At 56.1% G+C, this 22,755-nt stretch carries 17 protein-coding genes; 8 read left to right on the top strand and 9 right to left on the bottom strand.

From position 1 onward, the window contains the following. Positions 1–102: 102 nt before the first annotated feature. From NYE24_RS28895 to NYE24_RS28880, 4 genes are all read right to left on the bottom strand, one after another. Entirely contained in the window at positions 103–2,469 is a 2,367-nt protein-coding gene (locus NYE24_RS28895; RefSeq protein ID WP_342479319.1) for an AraC family transcriptional regulator, read from the bottom strand. Between the two features lie 90 nt (positions 2,470–2,559). Continuing rightward, on the bottom strand, positions 2,560–4,161 hold the full coding sequence (locus tag NYE24_RS28890; RefSeq protein WP_143804419.1) for an extracellular solute-binding protein: 1,602 nt from the start codon (positions 4,159–4,161) through the stop codon (positions 2,560–2,562). Positions 4,162–4,203: 42 nt separating this feature from the next. Further along, positions 4,204–5,088 carry a carbohydrate ABC transporter permease gene (locus tag NYE24_RS28885; RefSeq protein ID WP_036696562.1) on the bottom strand — a complete coding sequence of 295 codons (885 nt, stop codon included), beginning with the start codon at positions 5,086–5,088 and terminating at the stop codon, positions 4,204–4,206. Positions 5,089–5,104: 16 nt separating this feature from the next. After that, positions 5,105–6,058: a sugar ABC transporter permease gene (locus NYE24_RS28880; RefSeq protein WP_218639664.1), complete on the bottom strand. Its 954-nt coding sequence runs from the start codon at positions 6,056–6,058 to the stop codon at positions 5,105–5,107. Between the two features lie 487 nt (positions 6,059–6,545). Between NYE24_RS28880 and NYE24_RS28875 the strand changes: the two genes are divergently transcribed. Next, positions 6,546–8,534: a beta-galactosidase gene (locus NYE24_RS28875; RefSeq protein WP_342479318.1), complete on the top strand. Its 1,989-nt coding sequence runs from the start codon at positions 6,546–6,548 to the stop codon at positions 8,532–8,534. A gap of 106 nt (positions 8,535–8,640) precedes the next feature. Here the strand turns inward: NYE24_RS28875 and NYE24_RS28870 are convergent, their stop codons facing one another. Together NYE24_RS28870 and NYE24_RS28865 are read right to left on the bottom strand one after the other, a co-directional pair. Next, positions 8,641–9,801, bottom strand: coding sequence for a methyl-accepting chemotaxis protein (locus tag NYE24_RS28870; protein ID WP_051493683.1), 1,161 nt, complete (start codon positions 9,799–9,801; stop codon positions 8,641–8,643). Positions 9,802–9,818: 17 nt separating this feature from the next. Continuing rightward, complete coding sequence (locus NYE24_RS28865) at positions 9,819–10,850, bottom strand: FIST N-terminal domain-containing protein (protein ID WP_036696555.1); 1,032 nt, start codon at positions 10,848–10,850, stop codon at positions 9,819–9,821. A gap of 221 nt (positions 10,851–11,071) precedes the next feature. Between NYE24_RS28865 and NYE24_RS28860 the strand changes: the two genes are divergently transcribed. Together NYE24_RS28860 and NYE24_RS28855 are read left to right on the top strand one after the other, a co-directional pair. Continuing rightward, positions 11,072–11,257: a hypothetical protein gene (locus tag NYE24_RS28860; RefSeq protein ID WP_036696552.1), complete on the top strand. Its 186-nt coding sequence runs from the start codon at positions 11,072–11,074 to the stop codon at positions 11,255–11,257. A gap of 42 nt (positions 11,258–11,299) precedes the next feature. Beyond that, complete coding sequence (locus NYE24_RS28855) at positions 11,300–11,788, top strand: YfbM family protein (protein WP_076161454.1); 489 nt, start codon at positions 11,300–11,302, stop codon at positions 11,786–11,788. 1,374 nt (positions 11,789–13,162) lie between these two features. Here the strand turns inward: NYE24_RS28855 and tyrS are convergent. Next, the gene (tyrS, locus tag NYE24_RS28850; protein ID WP_036696801.1) at positions 13,163–14,422 is read right to left on the bottom strand and encodes a tyrosine--tRNA ligase; all 1,260 of its coding nucleotides are present in this window, start codon (positions 14,420–14,422) and stop codon (positions 13,163–13,165) included. Positions 14,423–15,013: 591 nt separating this feature from the next. Here tyrS and NYE24_RS28845 point away from each other — a divergent pair. Both NYE24_RS28845 and NYE24_RS28840 read left to right on the top strand, forming a co-directional pair. Continuing rightward, positions 15,014–15,595 (top strand): TIGR00730 family Rossman fold protein, encoded by a 582-nt coding sequence (locus tag NYE24_RS28845; protein ID WP_036696546.1) that lies wholly within the window; start codon positions 15,014–15,016, stop codon positions 15,593–15,595. Between the two features lie 104 nt (positions 15,596–15,699). Then, entirely contained in the window at positions 15,700–17,205 is a 1,506-nt protein-coding gene (locus NYE24_RS28840; RefSeq protein ID WP_342477250.1) for an amidase, read from the top strand. Positions 17,206–17,596: 391 nt separating this feature from the next. Here NYE24_RS28840 and NYE24_RS28835 read toward each other — a convergent pair whose 3' ends face one another. Further along, positions 17,597–18,031, bottom strand: a complete 435-nt coding sequence (locus NYE24_RS28835) for a MarR family transcriptional regulator (RefSeq protein ID WP_342477249.1) — start codon at positions 18,029–18,031, stop codon at positions 17,597–17,599. A 119-nt stretch (positions 18,032–18,150) separates the two neighbouring features. On the opposite strand from NYE24_RS28835, the gene NYE24_RS28830 reads away from it, so the two are divergent. The 3 genes from NYE24_RS28830 (at position 18,151) to NYE24_RS28820 (ending at position 21,011) form a co-directional block, all read left to right on the top strand. Continuing rightward, positions 18,151–18,606, top strand: coding sequence for a CBS domain-containing protein (locus NYE24_RS28830; protein WP_036696539.1), 456 nt, complete (start codon positions 18,151–18,153; stop codon positions 18,604–18,606). A gap of 178 nt (positions 18,607–18,784) precedes the next feature. Then, on the top strand, positions 18,785–19,990 hold the full coding sequence (locus NYE24_RS28825; protein ID WP_051493682.1) for an ROK family protein: 1,206 nt from the start codon (positions 18,785–18,787) through the stop codon (positions 19,988–19,990). Positions 19,991–20,036: 46 nt separating this feature from the next. Next, entirely contained in the window at positions 20,037–21,011 is a 975-nt protein-coding gene (locus NYE24_RS28820) for an aldo/keto reductase family protein (protein WP_076162441.1), read from the top strand. 311 nt (positions 21,012–21,322) lie between these two features. Here the strand turns inward: NYE24_RS28820 and NYE24_RS28815 are convergent, their stop codons facing one another. Beyond that, the gene (locus tag NYE24_RS28815; protein WP_342477248.1) at positions 21,323–22,723 is read right to left on the bottom strand and encodes a helix-turn-helix transcriptional regulator; all 1,401 of its coding nucleotides are present in this window, start codon (positions 22,721–22,723) and stop codon (positions 21,323–21,325) included. Positions 22,724–22,755 lie beyond the last annotated feature (32 nt).

Genomic DNA, 22,755 nt, shown 5'->3' with positions numbered 1-22,755 from the left:
GATGGGACATCACCTGGACGAATGAGCCGTTGCCGGAGCAGGAGGCCTGCGGACGCGGGATCACGGAAAGTGAGCCGCTGTCATTCTGGAGCCGGTCCCCGCTTACCGGGTCCCATTCTCCTTCTCCCCCTCCTGCCGGATCAGTTCACGGTAACGTGTCGGAGTGATATCCTCCTGTTTTTTGAAAATCCGGTTGAAATAGCTCTGCTGATAGCCAACCTGCAAGGCGACATCGTTCATCTTCAGATCGGTGTCACGCAGCAGTTCCTTCGCCTTGGTGAGCCGCAGTTCCGTTACATAATCAATGAAATTCTGCCCGGTGACCCGCTTGAACGACTTACTGAGCAGAAAAGGACTGGTCCCTGTATAATCCGCACAGCTGTCCAGTGAGATATTGTCCATATAATGCTGCTGAATATACAGCATCGCCTGATCAATGGTCCGCCTTATCCCGGCGTCGGAGCGCTCGCACAGCTCCTTCAGGAAGGGAGCGATAACCTGTGTGCGGAACCAGGAGAGAATCAGCCCCGGCTCATGGATCTGCGAGAGGCTGGCATACAGATTCCTACCGCCGAATAGCTGGCTCTGGGCCATCCCGGCCTCCAGCACCGCATGAAGGATCGCGCCGAGCAGATGCAGCATCCCCTGCTGTACGTCGATCACCTTCGCGCCGCCTGCGGAGAGCGTCTCCAGGAATTCCTCCAGCAGCCGGTCCGCTTCCTCCGCTTCGCCGGTCCGCAGCGCCTGAATCAGCCCGCGCTCCAGCGCGAAGGAATACTGCGGCATAGGTGTGCCCTGCCCCTCCCGCTCCAGCTGCTCTAGACTGATAATCTGGTTCCCGCCCCCGTACCTGCTGTGACTGGCCGCCTGCTTCGCCGCCTCGAACGACCGCGGAACCGCGGAGATGCTCCCGATCCTTGCACTGTACGCCACCGTGGCTTGAAGCTTAAGCATCCGGCTCAGGGTAGCCGCCAGCTCTTCACCGAAGGCCCCCACGCGGGCCGGGTCCGGGCCGCTTCCCGGTTCCATCAGCAGCATACCGGAGGTAAGGTCATGCAGATTGACCGTCTCTGCCCGGCCGAAATGCTCCTTAGCAAGCTCCCCGATGATATTTACAGCCGCGAACGACACCAGACTCTCGTCACCGCTGCGGAATTTGGCTTCCAGGCTGGAGATGCCGGTCAGCTGGATATACAGCACCACGAAGGTACAGTTCTCCACTTCCCACTTGTACTGCTTCATCCGGCTCTGCAAGTCCTGTTCGGAATAGGCATACAGATACCCCTGGAACAGCTGGTGGAGGAAGCTCTGCTGCACATGCGGAAGCTGCTCCGAGAGCGTGTACTCGAGGGCGTGCTGCTGTCCGTGCAGGTTCTGCCAGTGCCGCTCGATCAGCGTCAGCTCATCCACCCGGTCCCCGGAGGCCGCATGCTCGGGAAGCAGGGTCTGAAGCAGACGGCGGACCGGCGAATAGATTCTGCGGGAGGCAATCCAGGACAGGACTGCCGCCAGCAGCAAGGCGCACAAGCTGACCAGAATAATCATCCGGGACAGCCAGACCACCGGAGAGGTAACGCTGGAAATCGGCGAAGCCGATACATACCGCCATTCACTGGCAATCCGCGAGAAATCACCATAGGTCACCGCATAAGTAACCCCGTTCCAGTCATACAGAAAGGACCCGCTATCCTGGCTGCCTCTGGCTGCAATAGCAGCCCGCAGCGCCGTAACGAGCGGCGTTGGGGTATCCATCCCGGCCCCCGAGATGAACAGCCCGCCGGATTTCTGCTCCATGAACACCTCCCCCGTGCTGTACGGGGTCATGGTCCGCAGCATCGCCGATACCTTCTCTGTATCCATCCGCAGCAATAGCGCCCCGAAGGGCTCCCGGCTGCCGCCGGGGATGTGGTGCACCAGCGTCAGCTCCTTCTGCTCCGGCTTCTCCGGTTCAAAAGCCCACTCCGTCCAGTACGTGCTCCGCTCCTGCTTCAGCAGCTTCGAGTATAGTACTTCCTCCTCCGCAGCCAGCGTCCCGTACTCCGTGCCGAAGCGCACCGGCTGTTTACCGGCCAGATACAGCTCAACCTGCCGCACCATAGAATTCGAGCCCTGCATGACTACCAGTGTCTTCGTAATATCCCAGGCCCGTTCATGATTGCGGATGAAATCCATGTTGCTCAGCCCATAGTCGAACTTCGGATCGAATGCCCAGTGGGCCAGCATCAGCTCCAGATTAGACAATTGATCATTGATGTTGTCCGCCCGCTGCTCAATCTGCCGGTTATGCATCCGGAGCAGCTCCTTCTCCAGATTTCCCCCGGCCATAAAATAGACCAGCAGCCCGATGATCAGCCCGGGAATGGACGAGACGATCAGCACAATAATGAGATTATTGCGGTAATAACGGCCCTTGCGTCCTGTCCGGCCTCGCGTATACCTGTTCCGTGCTCCTGCCCCTTCATTCTCCATTGCATTCACCAGCCGAATCCTTAGTTTAGAGTTGCAGCTATGCAGCCGCAGCGGGCTCAGACCGGCCGGAGACTGGAGCAGGACCGGGTTTTACTTGCCCGCTGAGGCGTACAATTCGTTCATTTCCTTCACAAGCTCATCTCCGCCGGTCTTCCGCCATACCTCAAAAGCGGACTTCAACCCGGCCTCATCCATCTGACCGACAATGAATTTGATGCGCGCATCGTTGATTACGTTATCCAGCTGTGAGCCTTTTTGCGTATAGACTGCCGAGATCAGCGCTTCCGCCGGATTGGTCACAATTGTCGCTTCATTCGTCTTCTGTACCTCGGTCTGCTTCAGCCGCAGCGGGGTCTGCTTCACTTGCTTCGCCTTGTCCTCAGGGATGAACGGCAGCATCTGGTTCAGGCCTTCCACTTCCGATTCCAGCAGAACGGTATCGCTGGAGCGTTCGATGTATCCATCCACCAGCTTGTAATGCACGCCTTCAATTCCATAGTTCAACATCGTCTGCAAATCCTCATCATTCAGCCGGTCCAGGAAGGCCAGCACCTGCTTCAGCTCCTCCTCGGTTTTGACCGAAGACTTCGGAATCGCCAGCATGCCGGAGAAGCCGGAGGTCGGGAGAGTATGCAGCGCGCCGTCCGCTCCGCTCACACCGCCGATAACATCCATATAATGACGTTCCGGCTCATCTTTGCCTTCCTTTTGGAGGGCGGCATGAATCTTGTCATCCAGCCGTGCCGCGTTATCGACCACATCGACGATGACACCAGCCTTGTTGTTGACGACAGGATCATTCCATTTGGAGCTGTCCATCACCGCGAAGTCGGCGTTGATCAGCTGCTCATCGTACAGCTTTTTCATAAATTTAAGCGCTTCCAAATAACCGGGATATTCATGCTCAGGCACGAGCTTCCCTTCCTGAACGCCCCACTTGTTCGGAGATCCGAACCACAGCTTCATCGTATCGAAGCCGCTGGCCCACTGGCCGGTCCACTTGACCAGCACCATGCCGTACGTATCCGCCTGGCCGTTGCCGTCCGGGTCCTGCTCCTTGAACGCTTGCAGCATCGAATAGAAATCATCCACCGTCTTCGGGTTCTCAAGCCCCAGCTTCTCCATCCAGTCCTTGCGGAACACCACGCCGTTACGTCCCAGCGCCCGCCCTCTGTAGATCCCGTAATTCTTGCCGTCGATGGCCGAGTTATTCAGAATGACCTCCTTCGCCCCGCTGAGATTCTGATAATCCTTGAGATACGGACCCACCTCCCAGAAAGCGCCGGATCTGGCCGCATTGACGAAGCTGGACGCTTTCACGTCGCCTACATACATAATATCAGGCAGCTTGCCGGAAGCCAGCGTAATGTTGAATTTGTCGGCATACGATGCATTCGGCACCCATTCGAAATGGATTTTGGTGTTCGTCAGCTCCTCCAGCTTGGCGGCGACCGGACTGCCGTCCTTCGGATAATTGGTTTTGAAAATCGGCAGCATCAGCGTCAGCTCAAGCGGCTTCTCTCCCTTGGCTGTACCGTCCGTCTTCCCGCTGTCAGCGGCAGGGTCCTTCTGTCCCGCTCCCGCATTCTCCCCGTTTCCGCCGCAGCCGGACAATACACTTAGCAGCATAATCATAGCCAGCAACATGAACAACCCTTTTTTCGCAGACCGTGAACCTTCACTCCGCTTCATCTTCTTCATCACTTGGCCTCCCTTTATATGTTGACTAACCGCTTACCCTTTGACTGAACCCAGCATCACCCCTTTGGCAAAATGCTTCTGCAGAAACGGATACACGCACATAATCGGCAGGGTGCCGACCACGATGACGGCCATTTTGATCGACTGCTCCGGCGGCTGTACGAAATTCGGGTCCATGGAGCTGAGATCCCCCGCTGCCGACTGGGATAACATAACGATCTGGCGCAGCATCACCTGCAGCGGCCACTTGGACGGATCGTTGATGTAGAGCAGCGCCGAGAAGAAGTTATTCCAGTGTCCGACCGCATAAAAGAGGGTGAACGTCGCCAGCACAGGCTTCGACAGCGGCAGCACAATCCTCCACAGCAGCCCCAGCTCCGTGCAGCCGTCGATGCGCGCCGCCTCCTCCATCTCAGCGGGAAGCTCCTGGAAGAAGTTCTTCACGATAATCAGGTTGAAGGCGCTGATCGCCCCCGGAAGAATTAAGGCATTCAGCGTATCGAGCAGATGCAGCTCCCGGATTACCAGATAGGTGGGAATCATCCCGCCTCCGAACAGCATCGTGAATATCACCAGATTGAGGATCAGATTGCGGCCCATCAGGTACCGCTTCGCCATCGGATACGCCATGGTAACCGTGAAGAACAGATTGACTGCCGTCCCGATCACTGTCACGTACAGCGACACCCCGATGCTACGGACAATGGTATCCGTGGAGAAAATAAACCGGTAAGCGTCCAGCGAAATGGTCGTCGGAACCAGAAAGACCGCGCGCTTCGTAATTTCCGCCTCGGTGGCGAAGGAACCGGCGACGACAAACAGGAACGGCAGAATGGCCGCGATCCCGATGATGCCCAGCACCAGGTAATTAAACACGTCAAAGGTAATCTCTCCGGCGCTGCGGTAACGTTTAGCCACACTCTTGGCCTCCTTTTCAATATAATCCAGATTCGCCTGACTTCTTGGCGAGCCAGTTGGTGCCGAGCACCAGCACGACCCCGATTACCGATTTGAACAAGCCGACTGCGGTGCTGTAGCTGAATGCCCCCTGGGTAATTCCCAGCGCATACACATAGGTATCGAAGACCTCGGCCACCTCGCGGTTCAGCGCATTCATCATCAGATAGATTTGCTCGAAGCCGTTATCCAGAATCGTACCCATCCGCAAAATCAGCAGAATGACAATCGTACTGCGGATCGCGGGCAGCGTAATATGCCAGGTCTGGCGCCAGCGGCTGGCTCCGTCCACCACGGCGGCTTCATATTGCTCCACATCGACACCGGCCAGCGCAGCGAGGAAAATAATCGTCCCCCAGCCGCATTCCTTCCAGATGGTCTGCAGAATAATCATCGGGCGGAACCAGTCTGGATTGGCGAGGAAATCAATTTTGTGCCCGGTAACTGTGTAGAGGAATTCATTGACCGCACCGCCCTGGGTCGTAAGGAACACGTAAGAGATACTCGCGACGATGACCATGGAGATGAAGTGGGGCACATAGATCAGCGTCTGAACCGTCCTTTTGTAGAAGGACAGCCGGATCTCATTCAGCAGCAGGGCCAGGATAATCGGTGCCGGGAAAAAGAACACCAGATTATACAGCGACAGCACCAGCGTATTGCGCAGCAGCATGAAGAAATCAGGATTCTGAAAAAACGTGCGGAAATGCTCCAATCCGACCCAGCTGCTTTTCCAGAAGCCCAGAAAAGGCTGATAATCCTTAAAGGCGAGCAGCACTCCCCACATCGGTACATATTTGAACACCAGGAAATATAGGAGTCCGGGGCTGAGCAGTATGTAGAGCCATTTGTCCCGCTTCAGACGTCTGAAGCGCTGCTCGCGCCTGCTGCGGCGGAAGCTTGTACCCGCGCTGATCTCTGCTGCCCCCATTGCCGCTCCTTGCTTCATTTACCTTCACCTCCGTATGGATAAGCAGCCTGGCTAGTTCGCTTCACTACATTGCCGTGGCTGCGCTTTCTATTATGGTTGGCGGGTGTTTTTCTGGCAATCGGACTTTTTGGACAGCGCTTTGTACGCCTTCTGCACCGCTTCCGCAATAAAGTCCAAAACCGGCAAAAGTTTACTATTGATTGTGGGGGGAGGACACTATATAAATTAAACCTTGTAAATACTCAGTATGGGATAGCCGTGACTCCAGAGAAGTTTTGGGCTTCCGGCCGCTGTTGTCTGCAGATTTCTTGATATATACCGTTTTTAACGGTTGAAATCCGCATACAAAGGCGGTCGCTATCGCTCCTACAGCTCCAAAATTCCCCTCCGCCACTTTCCCTGTCTGTAATTTTCAAATTCAATTGATATAGATCGAAAGAAGTAAAAATACATCGCCCGTGTGGGCTTTTTCCAGGAGGTTAAAATGATGAAGCAAAAGCTATATTACGGTGCAGCATGGTACCCTGAGCTGTGGGGGGAGGCTGAGCGGCAGCAGGATCTTCGGCTCATGCAGGAGACCGGGTTTAATCTGGTACGCATGGGCGAGTTCATCTGGTCGCTGCTGGAGCCGGAGGAGAGCTCCATCGATGTACGGCCGTTCGCTGAGCATATCCTTCAGCTGCATGATCACGGCATCGATACGGTCATGTGTACGCCGACCGCGACCCCGCCAATTTGGCTGACTCACGGGCACCCGGAGCGCCTGCACATCCGGGCAGACGGGGCGGTAATGAGCCACGGGTCCAGACAGCATGTCTGCACGAATAACCCTTATTTCCGGCAGCGGGCGGCGGTAATTACGGAAGAGCTGGCCCGGGTGCTGGGGCAGCTCCCGGGCCTTGCCGCCTGGCAGCTCGACAACGAGCTGAAGGCGCATGTGGCGGAATGCATGTGCGGGTCCTGCTGCTCCCTGTGGCATGAGTGGCTGGAGCATCGTTACGGCAGCATCGGAGAGCTGAATAATGCGTGGGGAACCGGCGTGTGGAGCCAGACGTACCAGCGGTTTGATCAGGTGCCGCAGCCGGTGGCTACGCCTTTCCTGCATAATTCATCGCTCGTCACCCAATACCGGCTGTTCCAGATGGAGAAGGTTGCGGAGTTCGCGGGGGAACAGGCGGCGATCATCCGCCGTCATTCGGCAGCTCCGATTACGCACAACAGCAATGTCCCTTTTCATCTGGACAATGAGCAGCTGTTCCGGGAGCTTGACTTCGCTTCATTCGATACCTATGCCTCCCAGGCCAACAGACACGCCTATCTGCTGAACTGTGATCTCTGGCGCGGGTTCAAGCCCGGGCGGGATTTCTGGCTGATGGAGACCGGCCCGGCCTATGCCGCTTCGCTGACAAGCTACGGCGAGCCGCACCCGGACGGCTATCTCACCGCTGAAGCCGTGGCTGCCTACGCGCTAGGGGCAGGCGCCTTCTGCTACTGGCTGTGGCGGCAGCAGCGCACCGGCAGCGAGCAGACGCACAGCTCGATTATCAGCGCCTGGGGCCAGCCTGCGCTCGGATATGACAATGTGCGCAAGGCTTCCGCTGCCAGGCTGCGGATCGAGCCGCACATGCTGAATACCCGGCCGGTGCAGGCCGAGGTGGCGATTACTTATTCGGACCGGGCCAAGGCGTTCCTGGCCACAGAGCCGCACCGGCAGCTGAACTACCGCTCCCTGCTCGGGGATTTCTACCGCCGGGTTCTCGATCTCGGCATTCATCGTGACCTGCTGCCGGAAAGCGGCGATTTAAGCGGCTATAGGCTGCTGTTCACGCCTTACATCCATTATCTGTCGCCGGAATATATGCAGAAGGCGCTCGCCTTCGCTGAAGCCGGCGGCATCTGGATCGTCGGCCCGCTTAGCGGAGGCCGCACAGGAGAGCATACCCTGCATACAGATGCTGCGCTGGGAGAACTGGAGCGCTACGCCGGAGTGAACACCACCTTCGTCTACCCGATGGAGGGGACGGGCAGCATCGGGGAGGCCTTCGGCCACTCCGCGCCGCTGTCGCTATGGAGCGCGGTGTTCGAGCCGCTGCCGGGCGGTGCCTCCACGGTCGGCGTCATTACGTCGGGCCGGACGCCAGGCCTGGCCTACCTGACCGAGCAGCCCTATGGCCGGGGAGCCATCGTGATGCTCGGCTCGCTGCCCTCGGGCGGCGAGGGCGACAAGCAGCTATGTGCGCTGATTGAGCATTATGCCGCCCGCGCCGGGGTCACCCGGCGCAGCGATGTCACGCCAGGCACTATTCTCTGCCCTAGACGCGGCGCTGCCGGAGAGCTGTGGACGCTCGTCAACATGGACGGGCTTGGCGGCAGCATCACTCTGCCGCACAGCGGGCAGGATGTGTTGACCGGCACTCCCGTACCTGCCGGTCCACTGTCCATTGGCGCTTATGAATACAGGCTGATCTCGCTGTAGTAGTGGAAGATCCTCCTGCCGATGGCAGAGGGCGGTTGCCCAGCACAACACAAAAACACCCGGCACCATCTCCCGCCGCCGGGTGTTTTCCTTTTACCATATCTGATTATACGATAGCCTTCTCTGCTTCTTCCGCCTGCTGGAGCAGCCCGATCTGATGCAGATGATTCAGCAGCTGCTGGTAATGGTCGGCCTTCTTCTGAACGGTAAGAACCAGCTTACGGAACTGGTCTGAGTCCTGACCCGATTTCTCCAGAATGCGCAGCAGGTCGCTGTTGATCTGCTCCACATCCTCCATGCTGCTCTCCTGGGACTCCTGGATTGCCTCCAGATGCTCGAAGACCTGCTCCTCTGCTTCTACAATCTCATTCATGTATAACGTGGACTCACCGATCTTCGCCGTGGTCTCGTTCATCGCGAGCGTTCCATCCCCGGACTTGCTGTGAATCTGCTCCATGACGCGGGTCATTCCTGAGAGTGAACCCATAATCTCCTTCACATGGCTGCGGGTGCTGTCAGCAAGCTTGCGGATCTCTGTGGAGACAACGGCGAAGCCGCGTCCATGTTCACCGGCCCGCGCCGCCTCAATCGCCGCATTCAGCGAGAGCAGATTCGTCTGCTCGGCAATATCCGTGATAATCTTGGCCAGCTGCTCAATGCTGTGGAAATGCTCCCGCAGATCCTCATTCAAAGCAACGAACTCCGTAAATACCTCCGAAGCCTTCAGCATTTCCGCAGAGATCTGGATATTGGCTTCCTTAGCAAATTCGATTTTGTTGGAGGAGTAGGACAAGCTGCCGTACATTTCATTAATCAGATCTTCAGTCTGTCCGTTGTTGGTCTTCAAATGCTCCAGAAGCTGCTGAGTCCCGGCAATTTGGCCGATCATCTCCCCGCCGCCTGCCCGCAAGGCCTCGAAGTCCTCCACCAGTTGGGCCTCTTCCTTCAGAATAGCTCCAGTCTCAAGGCGGATCTGCTCCGCCAGGGCATAGGCATGTCCCCCAAAAGACACCGTGCCTGAAGCGTGTGCAGAGGGTTCTTCGCTATCTTTACCGCTGTAAGATACAGGTGCGTTAGCGCCCGCTTCCTCTACTGCGACTTTTCCCTCTACTATAACCGTTTCTGTTGATGCGGCCGTACCCTTAGCCTCAATCACACGCTCTGCCAGGGCTTTCTCCGCTAACCCGCTTGTATTACTGTGACTTTGAACGCCTCCAACAGAGGGGGTTCTCCCCCAAGCTGTGCGCAGTTTGCTTAACCACTCCATCCGATTTCAACTCTCCCTTATTCAACCAGCAGCAGAATCATGGTCTGATTGGCATGCTTAGTATAATATTGCTCTCCATAGCTGATGAAGCCTGTAGTGTTGCCGCAGAACCCAAGCATCGTCTCGTCAAAAGCTCCCCAAAGACCGTCCCGTGTAAACAGCTGGTCCCGCAGCGTACAGTTAATATTGAGGACAAACGAAGGCTTGAACGGACTGCTGCCCAGCGTCTCCTCCAGCACTGCCAGCGGATCGGCAGAACTCAGCAGCTCCACATATGTACTAGACATAATCTGGCTGTAAAATGTGACAGAGCCGTCCGGATGAACCGCCTTCGGGGAGGCTATGATCAGATCATCCTCGTATCTTTTGCCCAGCGGGCTGCTCAGAAAATGCTCTGCCAGCTCCTTCTCCGGCACGCCCAGGACACGCGCATATTCCCCGGCTGCAGGCCGCCCGTTGAAGGAATAGACCCGTCTGCCGAACACATCGGCTTCTGTCACCAGCAGCGTCTTCCCGGACGGGACATATATATTCTCTTTGACGAGGGCAGTGCTGGCAGGCATATTGAAATAAATCCCCAGGTTCCGCACCCGGCGGGTTCCTATATAGAGGTAAGTCTCGCCGCGCTCATCATCAGCCGCACTGCCGCCAATCACCTTGAATTGCGGGTCCATGAAATACAGCGAGGAGAGCAGCATCTCTTCCATCCCGCCTGTGCCGTCACAGAGCAGCATCAGAAATGCGTTCGGATTGCCCCGGACCTTGCGGTAAGCAATCTCCAGCGTACTTGCGCTAAGCACGGGAGGGTGCAGAATGCCCACAATCTCTGCTATACCGGCTTCATATTCAAAACCGGTAATTACGCCGCTGCGGTAGCCCTGCGGAGTATATTCCCCCTTGGTTGAGCACAATACTGCCCGCGAAGGCGCATGACGGGATAATTCCCGGACAGCCGCAGCCGCAGCGAACAGCACCAGGCCACGGTTCACATCCAGCTCCTCCAGATGGTGCCTGGCCTCGTCCAAGGTGTCAAAAGATACAGCAATCATTATGTATACCAAACCTTCCTTTGCGGAGATTTCTCCCGCATACTGTTACTGAAAAATTAAGTTATAATTTTCAATACTCCCTATGGTAAAACCAGAACCGGGTTCATTGTCTGTGAACAATGTCGCAGCCTGTGCCGGGTTTCCGTGAAACAAGGTTGAGCCCTTCCTGCAAACCCTGTATCATGAATATATCACAGATCAGAGAAAAGAGGCTTCGGCATATGACCTATTCCCAACGCTCCACCCACCCTGCCGCCGCATCCGACTACACATATCTGGAGTATCAGATCGGCATAGCCGCCGATGAACTGGCAGTTGCTGTGAAGGCGCAGGACGAGCCCCGGGCAGAAGCTATCCGGCTTAAGATTGCTGAACTCGAAGACAAGCTTGCGCTGCTTGAGGATTAAGCACAACTACTCTATCCCTAATATGGAAGGACGGCTGATACAATGGCGATACGCGGGTATTACTTTGCAATGGAAGATGAACTGGTGCAGCAGATTGCAGCAGGGAACACCCTGCTGGGGAGCCTGAACATAGACAAATACCCCGGGCTGGATATCGACCGCGCCTGGGAGGCGATTCACTACCTGCTCTGCGGAGATATATCGGATGGACCTGCGCCGCTCGGATATGTGGTTCCGCTGCATTCAGACCAGGGTATTGAGTTCGGGGTATACGGGGCATTCTGCCTGCGTGCCGGACAAGTGGCCGAAGCGCTTGACGCCATCTCCGGCTTGGATGAAGCGCAGCTGCGCCAGCAGTATGATTTCCGGACCATGGCCGAGGAGGAGGTCTACCCGCTGGACCCGGATACGGTGTCTGACGATGATGCGGATGCGTTCTTTGCCTACCTGCTCCAGTTCTTCACCGAGATCCAGCGGTTCTACAGCCAGACTGTGGCCGCTGGTAAAGGCATTATTTTCTATTTGTTTTGAAGCCTGGCTCTCCCGTCAGATGTCGCGCTGGACTGGGTGGGTGTCCGGCGGGGAAGGGGCGTACGCTGAATTTCAGGGGCACTTATGCTCCTGATTGGCTCGTTTCGGCCGTTCGCGCCGAATTCAGGTGCACTTGTGCTCCTCATTGGCTCGTTTCGGCCGATTGCGCTGAATTCAGGTGCACTTGTGCTCCTCATTGGCTTGTTTCGGCCGTTTGCACCGAATTCAGGTGCACTAATGCTCCTGATTAGCTCATTTCGGCCGATTGCGCTGAATTCAGGTGCACTTGTGCTCCTGATTAGCTCATTTCGGCCGATTGCGCTGAATTCAGGTGCACTTGTGCTCCTCATTGGCTCGTTTCGGCCGTTTGCGCTGAATTCAGGTGCATTTGTGCTCCTGATTAGCTCATTTCGGCCGATTGCGCTGAATTCAGGTGCACTAATGCTCCTCATTGGCTCGTTTCGGCCGTTCGCGCCGAATTCAGGTGCACTTGTGCTCCTGATTAGCTCATTTCGGCCGATTGCGCTGAATTCAGGTGCACTAATGCTCCTCATTGGCTCGTTTCGGCCGTTTGCGCCAAATTCAGGTGCACTAATGCTCCTCATTAGCTCATTTCGGCCGATTGCGCTGAATTCAGGTGCACTTGTGCTCCTGATTGGCTCGTTTCGGCCGTTTGCGCCAAATTCAGGTGCACTAATGCTCCTCATTGGCTCGTTTCGGCCGTTTGCGCCAAATTCAGGTGCACTAATGCTCCTCATTAGCCTGCCTCTTCCCATCCGGCAGCCCCTCTGAGGGATTTATACACTTAATTTGCTCACTCAGCCTATTTCCAGCATTATCTGAGGGATTTATACACTTAATTTGCTCACTCAGCCTACTTCCGGCGATATCAAAAGGATTTATCCCTGTGATTTCACGAGGCAGCCACGCTTCCGGCCTATGGCGGTCAGGGATCAGATGGGAAACCAGCCTACACCCCGCGACCACCAAAAAAGGCTATCCCCGTCACTGCTGACAGCGGGATAGCCCAATCACTCAGTTACTTCACACCATTCTCATTCAAGCTCATCTATCTCAACCTCACTCATCTGTCTCACTCTAGCTCATCTAGCCCAGCACAACTCATCTGCCTCACTCTAGCTCATCTAGCCCAACACAACTCATCTGCCTCACTCTAACTCATCTAGCCCAACCCATCTCATCTACTCACTCTAGCTCATCTAGCCCAACCTCACTCAGCCATCTCACACTAACCACATCAACCTCGTTCCAGTTCACCATTAACCTCGTTCCAGCCTAACACCGCTCCAGATCCAGCTCAACATCCAGCTCACTCTATTCGCCTTCCGCAATCCATCACCCGGCAGCTTCCGCTTAGACCAGCTTCACCAGGCTGTAGTTCTTCTTGCCCTTACGGACAATGATGAACTTGCCGCCGATGGCATCCTCAGCCGTAATCTCCGTCTCCAGCTCGTTCACGCGTTCCCCGTTGATCGAGATTGCGCCTTTGGTAATATCCTCACGCGCCTGGCGTTTGGATGGCTCCACTCCCAGCTCAACCAGCCAGTCTACAATGTTCTTGGTTTCTTTGCCTGCTGTGAAGGTCGGCATTTCCTTGAAGCCTTCCTCGATTTCGTCCGCAGTCAGCGAGCGGATATCGCCGCTAAACAGCGCCGCACTGATGCGCTTGGCCTGCTCCAGCAGCTCCTCGCTGTGCACGAAGCGGGTCATTTCCTCGGCCAGCGCTTTTTGCGCTTCGCGTTTATGCGGCTCGGTAGCTACCTTCTCCTCCAGCGCTTCGATCTCCTCTTTGCTCAGGAAGGTGAAGTACTTCAGGTATTTGACCACATCGCGGTCATCGGTATTCGCCCAGAACTGGTAGAACTCGTAAGGCGTGGTCTGCTTCGGATCGAGCCAGATAGCGCCGCCGGCGGATTTGCCGAATTTCGTACCGTCAGCCTTCAGCATGAGCGGGATGGTCAGGCCGAAGGCTTTGGCTTCGTTGCCCTCTTTTTTACGGATCAGATCGAGGCCGCTCGTAATATTGCCCCATTGGTCAGACCCGCCGATCTGGAGCTGCACATCCTCGTGCTGGAACAGGTGCAGGTAATCCATGGATTGCAGAATCTGGTAAGAGAACTCGGTGAACGAGATTCCGCTGTCCAGCCGGCTGGACACTACGTCCTTCGCCAGCATCGTGTTGATGCTGAAGTTTTTGCCGATATCACGCAGGAATTCGATGACATTCATATCCTTGGTCCAGTCGTAGTTATTCACCATCCGCACCTGGTTGTCGCCATCGGTAATGAACAGCTTCTTCATCTGCGCCGTCAGGGCATCCACATTCTCCTGCACCTGCTCCAGCGTCTGCAACGAGCGCTCGCTCTGGCGTCCGCTCGGATCGCCGATCGTTCCCGTCGCTCCCCCGATCAGAATCACCGGACGGTGACCGGCCAGCTGGAAGCGCCGCAGCATCATGAATGGAATCAGATGGCCGATATGCATACTGTTGCCCGTAGGGTCTACGCCGCAATACAGCGATACCGCCTTACTCTCTGTCAATTCACGCAGTCCGTCCGCATCTGTCTGCTGGTTAATGGCATCGCGCCACAATAGCTCGTCAATAATGTTCAACATGTACAGCCCCTTTTGTGTAAGTGATTGTTCTATATCCCTTGGTATCCGTCAAAAAAAGAGCAGCTATACCGCATCAAGCCACAGAAGCCAAAAGCCTGCCGCGCAGGCACTAAGCCAGTATCCCCAGCACACAGACAACAAAAAATCGCCCCTTGTCTATTCAGACACAGGGACGATTAGTATTAACCGTGTTACCACCCAAATTGCACAGACCCCATATTACACACAAGTCCGTACCACTCTCAGGCGAGTTATCGTTCGCTTAGCTCCGCTTGGCATTACCCAAGATACTCCCGAGGCGTAATTCGCAGTCCGCTTGTGTGTACCGGGTTCCATCGACCCCCGGCTCTCTGGGAACAGGGACAAGGCTGCTACTGGCTCGTTCAACGTATACCAACTATAAGATTACAGAAAGTATAGCCGCTCCGCAAAAAGTTGTCAATGCAGAGCACCACCGCAATGAACCAGCCTGCTCCGGCACCGAGAAAAATGTTACATGCACCTGAATCCGTGATACATTAGGTAGAGGAAACAACCGTTCTTCACAGCACATTCCATTACCTTAAGACAAAGGAGAGTCAGCATCTTATGAAGAGTATCGCAGTATTCTGCGGTTCCAGTGAAGGGGCTTCGCCCGTATACAAGGAATCCGCTATTCTACTCGGCAAGGAGCTTGCCGCACGCAACATTACGCTGATCTATGGCGGAGCTACTGTAGGCTTGATGGGTGCTATTGCAGATAGCGTGATGCAGGCGGGAGGCCGCGTGATCGGGGTGCTGCCGCATTTTCTGAAGCAAAGGGAAATCGAGCACACCCGTCTGACGGAGCTGATTATGGTAGACTCTATGCACGAACGGAAGCTTAAAATGTCTGAGCTGGCGGACGGATTCATTGCTATGCCGGGCGGCCCGGGCACGATGGAGGAGTATTTCGAGATCTTCACCTGGGCGCAGCTCGGCCTGCATCAGAAGCCCTGCGGACTGCTTAATGTGAACCACTATTATGATCCGCTGATTGCCCTGTTCAGCAACATGGCCCGGGAACAATTCATGCAGGAGAAACATCATTCCATCATGCTGAACGCTACCACGCCGGAGGGCATTTTGCAGCAGTTCGCGGAGTATACCCCGCCTCCAGTGAAGCAATATCTTACAGATGAGCGCACTTGAAAAGTCTCTGCCCTCCTTATAACGCAATATACTATGCGCAAGACTGCAGCTATAGCCTGACCGCTAAGTAGCCTGCCTGTTCCTGCCAGAAAGAGGTTATACCTATGTCGTTGTCTGCTTATTCAGGTTATGATGCGCTGGGGCTTGCCGCCCTAGTGAAAGCACGGGAGGTCTCAGCGTGTGAGCTTGTGGAAGACGCCTACGCCCGGATGGATGAGGTGAATCCGCTGCTGAATGCGGTGGTACGCACCCGCCGGGAGGCCGCGCTGAAGGAAGCTGCGGAAATGCCTGTCGACGGCGATGATCTCACCCGCCCGTTCGCCGGCGTCCCCTTCCTGCTGAAGGATATCTCCCAGGCGATTGGCGGCGAACCGCTGACCTCGGGCGCTCTGCTGATGAAGGACAATGTCGCGAAGCGGGACTCTAACTATGTGGCCCGTATCCGGCGCGGCGGCTTCATTCCGCTGGGCCATACGAATACGCCGGAATTCGGGCTCAAAAATATCACCGAGCCCCTGCTCCACGGCCCGGCCCGCAATCCCTGGAACCCCGCCTGTTCACCCGGCGGCTCCAGCGGCGGTGCGGCGGCAGCAGTTGCCGCCGGGATCGTTCCGGCCGCCGGAGCCAGTGACGGCGGCGGCTCCATCCGCATACCGGCCTCGTTCACCGGCCTGTTCGGGCTGAAGCCGACGCGCGGGCGCACGCCGGTCGGCCCGGGGATCGGCCGCCAGTGGCAGGGCGCGTCGATTGATTTTGCGCTGACGCGCTCTGTGCGGGACAGCGCCGCGATGCTGGATCTGCTGCAGGTGGTGCAGCCGGAAGCGGCTTTTCAGACGCCGCTGTATCCGGGCGTCTACCTGGACGATCTGCTGAAGCCTGCACAGCGGAAGCTGCGGATCGCCTTCACCACCGCTTCGCCGGTGGGAACACCGGTATCCGCTGAGGCAGTAGAGGCCGTGCGGAAGACGGTCAAGTGGCTGGAGTCCGAGGGCTATGAGGTGGATGAGAAGCTGAGCCCGGTCAACGGAGTCCGGCTGATGGACAATTACTATACGATGAACGCCGGAGAAGTATCCGCCATGTTCCTGTCGCTTGAGAGCGCCATGGGCCGTGCAATTAAGGCAGAGGAAGTGGATATTGTCACCTGGGTGCTGGCCGAAGCCGGGAAGCAGGTCTCGGCGGCAGAATTCGTACACAGTCTGCACGAATGGGATGTAGCCGCTGCGCAGATGGCGGCGCTGATGGACCGCTTCGATCTGTATATTACCCCGGCCAATGCGGACTCCGCGCCGAAGGTTGGAGAGCTGACCCAGACTGCGGCGGAGACAGAGAAGCTGATGCAGGTCAGCGGGCTGCCGAAGGACGCGCAGCGGCGGATGATCTATGAGATGTTCGAGCCGAGCCTGACCTACACGCCCTTCACCCAGCTCGCCAATCTGACCGGCCAGCCTGCCATGAGCGTACCGGTGCACCTTACGGCAGAAGGGATGCCAATCGGCGTCCAGGTCATGGCCTCCAAGGGACGCGAGGATCTGCTATTGCAGCTCGCCGCTTGCCTGGAGCAATCCCCGCTGTGGGTGGGGATGAGAGGGAACCCGGGGTTTGCTTGAAGCCTGTTCTTGTTGCCTGAATAGAATGAGACACAAAGGGCCGTCCGCAGCGTGAAGTAACGCTGCGGACGGCCCTTACCCTGTTATGCATCATGCCCGGCATTTGCTTGGATTTATGGCGGGATACAGAAGGAGTGATTGTATTCTATACAACAGAAGCAGAACAAAAGCCTCCTAAAACACATTCTGCTGTATTTGCTGCAACAGAATGGAGCAGATCTGGCCGATCCAGGCTGTTTCTGCGAAATCTAATGTAGGAAGTACAACAGTGGGCCGAAACAGCCCCCTTTTTGCATCATCTGCATGTACAAAATACAATAGATTTCTTCCTTCCCAGGCTGAACACCCTTCCCGGCTCTCGCTGGCCCGGTTATTTAAACTCCGCGCCTCATCAGCCCTCCTCCAGAAAAGCCGCATTGAACTTCTGCAGCAGCTCCCCGAACAGATGTCCCTCCTCCTCCGACCAGCCCTTTAGCAGTTGTTCGATCATCTCCTGCCGGACCCGCCGGTTCTCCTCCAGACTCGCTTTGCCCGTCTCCGTAATCTGGAGCGAATAGGCCCGCCCGTCCACAGGGTCCGGTACCCGGGTGATGTGCCCCTTGCTCTCCAGTGAGGCAGCCTGCCGGCTGACCGTAGAAATATCCAGCTGAAACTCATCGGAGATTGCCTTGATCCCGGCAGTTCCCTCACGAGATTCAATGTGATGCAGCAGCAGGTAGGCCGCACGATCCAAATTGCCGATTTTTTTGAACGTGGTAATCGAAGTGAGACGGCGGAACAGAACCGCCATTTCCAGCTCTATTGTCTCAATTGAATGTTTGTCCATGCCGGTTGCCCCTCTTCTCTTTTATTCATTGACTTTACTCTTTTCACTTGTATAATACAAGTATATACTTTCATGATACAACTTATTTCTGCAGAAGCTAATTTTCAGGGGGAACCGGTATGAAAGCCCATGAATTCATGGTCCGTCAGGTGTACAAGGTTAAGCAGGAAGACACCGTACGGACTTTTATTGAGAAATGTATTGCCCACCGGATCAGCGGCATGCCCGTAGTCAATGACCGGAACGAGATTGTCGCCTACCTCAGCGACGGGGATATCATGCGCTATATCGGCAGGCATGAGGATCTGATCGTGGATTCTTTTTTCCAGATTAATGTGTTCGTCGGGGATAATGATCTGTTCGAGGAACGGGCGCAGAAGCTGCTGGGTCTGAACGTAATGGCTATCGCCAAGAAGAAGGTCATCACCGTGCATGCCGAAGAAGATATTGAAGCCATCGCTACCATCCTCGGCAAAAAGCAGATCAAAAAGGTTCCCGTTGAACGGAACCATGTGCTGGTCGGCATCATCAGCCGCGGCGATGTGATCCGCCATTCCTTCAAGGCGCTGCTCTAGCTCAAGGCCCTGTCTCCCAGAGCAGCGCCCGCTTATGCCCGCATGCCTGCTGCAGCAATCCGGCCTATGCCTCCCCTGTTAGACTCCTCTTGCATTCTCTCCTTGTGATAGTTGCGGCCCCCTGATTTTTGTGTCATTGTAAAAACAGGTCTAGTACATTATAAGGAGAGAATCGTCCGTGCTGCTCATTCACGAAATCATCGCCAATCCCAAAGCCAGGGAAATCTACCTCACCGTAAGAACACACGGTACCGTCTCCAAGCAGACCCTGCTGGAAGAAAGCGGACTGACGATAAGCACCTTAACGCGTATACTGGACGAATTGCTGTCCCGGGAGCTTCTGGTTGAAGTCGGCTTCGGCGAATCCACCGGAGGACGCCGCCCTACCCTCTATGAGACGAATCCGTCTTACGCTTATCTGCTGGGACTGGAGATCTCCCGTACCCATGCCAAGCTTGTGCTGACGGACTTTCATCTACGGCTGCTGGGCGAATATACCTGGAGCATGGATGCGGGGCTTACCCCCGAGCTGCTGATGGAGTCGCTCCACAGACAAGCCTTGCAGATGCTTGACGCAGCCTCCATTCAGCTCAGCCGGGTCGCCGGACTTGGCATTGGCGCAGTCGGTCCGCTGGACCGCACGGCTGGAGTCATCCTGAATCCGGCCCGTTTTCCTGCAGAGGGTTGGTCACAAGTACATATCAAGGAGCAGCTGGCGCAGCGCCTGGGGGTGCCTGTCTATCTGGATAATGGAGCCAATACGGCTCTGCTTGGCGAATACTGGGCCAGCAGCAACCGGATACAGCAGCATCTTCTCTATCTCCATGCCGGAATCGGCCTGCGCTCCGCCATTATGAACGATGGACGGCTGCTCTACGGCATCATCGATACCGAGGGAGCGGTCGGACAGATGATCATTGAAGGCTCAGGGCGGCCGCCGCAGATTCCTGGAGGCAATGCCGGGGCGTGGGAGAGCTATGTCTCGGTCCACACCCTGGAAGAACAAGCCCGTGAGGCATGGCGGCAGGGCAGCAGCGACAGGCTCCGCAGCTTGGCCGGGCATGCCGGGGAACTGGAATTCGCCCACTTGATCGAAGCGCTGAAGGAGCGCGACCCTGTTGTGGTGGGGTTGTTCAACGAAATGGCGGTGTACTGCGGCATCGGGCTGGCGAACCTGATCAATATTTTGCATCCCGAGGAGGTTATTCTCGGCGGGCCGCTGTTCCTCGCAGCAGATGATTTCTATCAGACGGCCACACAGATCGCCCTTGAGCGAACCTATTACCGGGAGCAGTATAACGTCCGCTTCACCCGAAGCAGACTGGGTGAGCGTTCGGTCGCCACCGGCGCATGTGCTGTGGTCCTTCACCAGTTGACGAATTAAAACACTGCAAGGAAACCCATTACCTTGAAGGAGGAATTGAGAGAATATGAAATATAGAAGACTGGGTAATACCGGACTGAAAGTCAGCGAGATCGGACTGGGCAGCTGGCTTACGTATGGAACAGCGGCAGAGCAGCAGGCGGCGGATGCTTGTGTCGCCAGCGCTTTTGAATGCGGTATCAATTTTTTCGATACGGCCAATGCCTATAACCGGGGCGAAGGCGAGAAGGCCATCGGTGCCGCACTCCGGCCTTATAAGCGCTCCGATTACGTCCTCAGCACCAAGGTATATTTCCCGATGGGCGACGGGGTGAATGACCGCGGGCTCTCGCGCAAGCATATTATGGAGCAATGCGAAGCCAGCCTGCGGCGTCTGGGCACCGATTATATCGATGTGTATTTCTGCCACCGCTTCGATCAGGACACTCCTGTGGAGGAGACGCTCCGCGCCCTTGATGATCTTACCGCCCAAGGCAAAATCCTCTACTCCGCCGTCAGCGAATGGAGCGCGGCCCAGATCTCGCAGGCGGCTGGCATCAGCCACAGACTGAACCTGCGGCCGCTCGCCGCCAATCAGCCGATCTATAACATGTTCGAGCGGTACATCGAAGCGGAGGTGCTTGAAGTATCTGCCCATGAAGGCCTGGGACAGGTGGTCTTCTCCCCGCTGGCCCAGGGCATTCTGACCGGCAAATACAAGGCCGGTCAACTCCCGCCGGCCGGTACGCGCGGCGCGGATGATTCCGTGAACGGCGTCATCCGCAGCTACCTGCGGGATGATGTACTGGAGGTTGTCGGCAGGCTGGATACGCTTGCCGCTGAGCTGGACCTCAAGCTCTCCCAGCTCGCGCTCGCCTGGGTGCTGCGCCAGCCCGGCGTAAGCTCAGCGCTGATCGGTGCCAGCAGACCGGAGCAGGTGCTTGAGAATGCGCAGGCGGTGGATGCGGTGCTTCAGCCGGATACGCTGAAGGCGATCGATGACATTCTTAGTGACGTAGCCGGTTTCGCCCCGGCGAGATAGGGACGGGGCGTGGGCTGAGTAAGGTCGGGGTGAGGTATGACCAGGGCGTGGTGAGCCTAGGGCGGCGTTGGGACGGGGCGTGGTAGAGTGGAGATGGGTTTGTGGCCAGCGCAATGTAGTCGGTTTTTCGATTACATTTGCTCCGCACAGCACAATCCGGCGCAATGTGATCGGTTTTTCGATTACATTTGGCCCGCACACCACCATCCGGCGCAATGTGATCGGTTTTTCGATTACATTTGCATCGGTCCATACAAGGAAGCCCCCTCCATCCCGGAAGGGGCTTCCTTTGTATACTATCAATGAGCCTCCTACAACCGGTCCTGTGTCTTAACCGTCTGCTCTGCGTGAGCAACTTGTACCTTACTAATCAGTTGCTTATACCGCTCTTGGTCATCTGCAGAAGCGTGCAGCCGGAATTGCTCGAATAATCTTACACAGCGGATCACACAGGCTATGCTGCCAAGTGCGGTGGAAGCCTCCAGACTCCCGAAGATATAACGGATCCCCTGCTCTATCCTCTCTGCCTTGAGAGAGTACACCGCCAGCTCATAGAGCAGTACCGGATATTGATCCGGCGTCTCTCTGCCCGAAGTTCCTTCGGCTTGGCCGAAGGCCGCCCCTTCCGGCGTAAGCAGCTGCTGGAAGCGGCCGATATGCTCATCTACCTCCCAGCCATACCGGTTAGCCGCTTGAACTGCCTTAAGCAGCCCGTCCCACAGTTGCAGCCCGGGGGTGCCGATAGATTCTACAACCTGGGGAAGAGCCTCAAGCTCACCGCGCATCATACGGTATAGACATGCATAGACTGTACTAAGCCTGCTGAATTGGTCTCTGATCTGCCGAACCTCTTCCGATTCCTCGACAATCCAGTTCATTTCAGAGTAGAGGCCTACATATTCCAGCGCCCGCTCATATTCACCGGTTTCCTCGCATACCTTGGATTGCAGCCAATAAGCGTACAGTATATAGAAGCAAAGAGGTTTGGGCGCTTGCCTCAGCTCCTTCTTCTTTCTGGTTTTGTAAAATCTGATTTCGTACTGGATAGATGTCTTATGACGTAGCTCCTGTGCCAATAGTCTGGCCTTCTCCCAGTGCTGTAGAGCAATATAGATATCCGCCAGCTGCCGAAGCGCTTCCAACTGGTCTATTTCCTCCAGGCGCTCTACGAAATATTCAAACCGGGTCGCCGCACGGAAATCAGCCTCCGGGCTCTGGCCGATCCGGATCGTGAACAGCCGGTACTGGCACAAGGCCAGCCGCTCCGAATGCTGATATTTCTCACTGTCGGCTACCCCTGCATACAGCAGAGCCGCTGCCTGAAGCTTGCCTTGCCTGTAGAATTCCTCCGCCGTATCGAATAAGAGCGGGGCATATGTAATATTGTCCATGATGATATGAACCACCTGCCGGATATACTCCAGCTTGTCCAGCTCCGCACAGCGGTGCAGGAAGGGTCCCAGCCGCCGCCAGTCGGGTGTGGAATGTACGACACATTCATCTATATATAACTCATAAAATGCTCCTTCAGGAAGCCCCATTCCGGCGGTAATCCGGTCCAGCTGCTGCATGGCAATAGGACGGTTACCATTAATTATGCTGCTGAGCGTACCCGAATTGACACCGGAGATTCCTGCGAACTGATTGATTGTCTGGCCTTCTTTTCTAAGAAAAGCAGCCAGTTCTGTTTGAATTGTAGTGTGCTGTTGCAAACCAATACCGCCCCTCAAGAACCAGATATTCT

Source organism: Paenibacillus sp. FSL H7-0350 (assembly GCF_038593195.1).
GTDB lineage: Bacteria > Bacillota > Bacilli > Paenibacillales > Paenibacillaceae > Paenibacillus_AQ.
This window is presented reverse-complemented; position numbering and strand designations above follow the sequence as displayed.